This window comes from Bacillus sp. JJ1764 (assembly GCF_036962145.1).
Classification (GTDB): Bacteria; Bacillota; Bacilli; order Bacillales; family Cytobacillaceae; genus Neobacillus.
Genome location: NZ_JBALNY010000043.1, coordinates 1 through 2,992, shown reverse-complemented (window position 1 = coordinate 2,992; position 2,992 = coordinate 1). Strand labels below are relative to the sequence as shown.

Annotated in this window: 2 protein-coding genes; both read left to right on the top strand. The window is 44.4% G+C overall.

The features are described 5' to 3' along the window. A partial coding sequence (locus tag V7083_RS06910; RefSeq protein WP_335476646.1) for an ABC transporter ATP-binding protein occupies positions 1-998 on the top strand: 998 nt, incomplete at its 5' end. Between the two features lies 1 nt (position 999). After that, positions 1,000-2,853, top strand: a complete 1,854-nt coding sequence (locus V7083_RS06905; RefSeq protein WP_335476645.1) for an ABC transporter ATP-binding protein — start codon at positions 1,000-1,002, stop codon at positions 2,851-2,853. Positions 2,854-2,992: the final 139 nt, after the last annotated feature.

Sequence of the window (2,992 nt, the reverse complement as noted above, 5' to 3'; positions counted from 1 at the left end):
CAATTATGCTTACCGTTAATCTGGGTATTGTCGCTGTGATTTGGCTGGGTGGCTGGGGAGTAGACAACGGAGATATCCAAGTTGGTCATATCATCGCATTTATTAACTACATGACGCAAATTCTATTTTCACTAATGATGATTTCTATGGTCTTCAATATGTTTGTCAGGGCCAGAGCCTCTGCAGGAAGGATCAATGAAGTCTTTCTGCAGGAGAGCCATCTGACGTGGAAGAAGGAAACACTGCAACCTGGCTCAGGAAGAATCGATTTTGAAAATGTATCGTTCTCCTATGATGAATCAGGTGGTGAGCCTGTTTTAAAAAATATTAACTTAACCATTCTGCCAGGTGAAATGGTGGGCATTATAGGTTCAACCGGGTCAGGAAAAAGTACGTTAGTTGGGCTGATTCCCCGTTTTTATGACGCCTTGAGTGGGACGATTAAGGTTGACGGTGAGGAGATTCGTTATATTAATCCTAAGAAGTTAAGGGAGAAAATTGCGATTGTCCCACAAAAAAATATCTTATTTTCGGGAAGTATTGCGGAGAATATCCGCTGGGGAAAAGAAGATGCCACACAGGAGGATATCGAAGAAGCGGCCAGAATTGCCTGCGCGGCTGACTTTATTGCCGTCGCGCCCGAAGGCTATGAGACTCGCATAGGTCAAAGCGGTGTCAATTTTTCTGGAGGGCAAAAACAACGGATGTCCATTGCCAGAGCCTTACTAAAGAAACCGGACATTTTGATATTGGATGATAGCACCAGTGCGGTTGACGTCGCTACTGAAGCGAAAATGAAGGCTGGTTTAAGGAAGTATGCGCAAGGAATGACCTGCATTCAAATTGCCCAACGAATCACCTCGATTTTGGATGCAGATAAAATTATCGTCCTCGATCATGGGGAAATCGTTGGTATGGGCACCCATACAGAATTATTGGCAGAGTGCAAAATCTATCAGGAAATCTACCGCTCGCAAATGGGCAAGGAGGCGCTGTAACATGGCAAATGGAACAGAACAGCAACGTAACAATCCTCCGGGTCCTCCTCCACTGCGGCCGGGCGTAGCACATCGCCGTGGTCCAGTAGTAAAACCGAAGAATTTTACAGGCACTTTAAAAAGACTTTGGTACTATTTTGGGAAAGAGCGAAACAAACTTTCTCTGGTTCTTTTATTTATTATAATCGATTCAGCACTGGTCTTGATGAATCCCTATCTCATCGGAAAAGCCATTGATACCATGACGTTGAAGCATGGAAAAGTCGATTTTACCTTCTTGGAAATTATGATGATCGTACTTACCATCGCTTATATTTCTGATGCTGTCCTTACCTTTCTCCAGGGCTGGCTAATGGCGGGTGTTTCCCAACGGATTGTGAAGCGATTAAGGGATTCTATTTTTCAAAAACTGCAAAAGCTTCCGGTTGCATTTTTCGATTCCCGTACCCATGGGGAATTGATGAGCCGGCTTTCCAATGATGTGGATAACGTCAGCAGTACGATTTCCCAATCGACGACTCAGCTAATGTCAGGTGCGATTGTTATCGCAGGGTCGCTGATCATGATGCTGGTATTAAGTCCGATTTTAACCTTGGCTAGCATGATTACCGTCCCGCTCGTGTTTTTACTAACACGGACCATAGCCAAACGAACCAGTATCTTATTTAAAAACCAACAGGTTCAGCTAGGAAAATTAAACGGACATATTGAAGAAACCATTTCTGGTATTGAAGTGGTCAAGGCTTTTAACCATGAAGAAAAGGTAATTGAAGAGTTTGAGAAGGTGAATACAGAGCTTCGTGATGTCGGCCTTAAGGCTCAAATTTGGTCAGGGTTCTTAATGCCAATTATGAACGTGATTAATAATCTTGGCTTTACGGTTGTGGCGATTGTCGGGGGGATCCTTGCGGTGAAGGGACATATTACAGTTGGTGCCATTGCCAGCTTTATCACCTATTCACGGCAGTTTGTCAGACCGCTCAATGATCTTGCTAATATCTTTAACATTCTTCAGTCAGGAGTTGCGGGGGCAGAACGGGTTTTTGAAATGATGGACGAACAAGAAGAGCCTAAGGATGAAGCAAGTGCCATTTCCTTGGAACATCCGAAGGGTCATGTGGTGTTTGAAAATGTCAGCTTTGGTTATCGACCTGATGTCCCGATTTTAAAGAATGTCAGCTTTGAAGCTCACGTTGGCAGCAGTACGGCACTAGTCGGCCCAACAGGTGCAGGAAAAACCACGGTCGTGAATCTATTGACCCGCTTCTATGACGTGACTGGCGGGAGAATTCTATTAGATGGCCGAGACATCCGGGAATATACAAGGGACAGCTTACGACGTTGCTTCGGCTTTGTTTTACAGGATACTTATTTATTTTCCGGAACAATTAAAGAAAACATCAAATATGGAAAGCCGAATGCCACCGATGACGAGGTAGAAGCTGCGGCAAGAATGGCAGGAGCGGACCTTTTTATTAGAAGGCTGCCGCGCCAATATGAGACTGAACTCTCAGAAAATGGCGGAAACTTAAGTCAAGGTGAGAGGCAACTGCTGGCAATTACCAGAGTCATGTTGGCAAAACCCTCCTTATTAATTTTAGATGAAGCGACAAGCAGCATCGATACGCGGACAGAGCTTCACATTCAGCAGGCACTGTTGAAATTAATGGAGAATCGCACCAGCTTCATTATCGCCCACCGCCTCAACACCATTCGTGATGCTGATAATATTATGGTTATTGACAAAGGGCAGATCATTGAATCCGGGAATCATGAGGACTTGCTGGTTGAGAGAGGGCGCTATTACCAGATGTTTTCTAGTCAGTTTAAGAATGTGGAAGGTGCGGGGAATTAGATTGTTATTTAAATGGAGGACTGTTTTAGAGGGAAGAAACCACGCCTTCAGACATGAACTTGCATAAAAGAGCATCCTGTGTCTGAAGAAACCTCGCCTTCGGACATAAACTAGCATAAAAGGAGCAACCGTGTCTGAA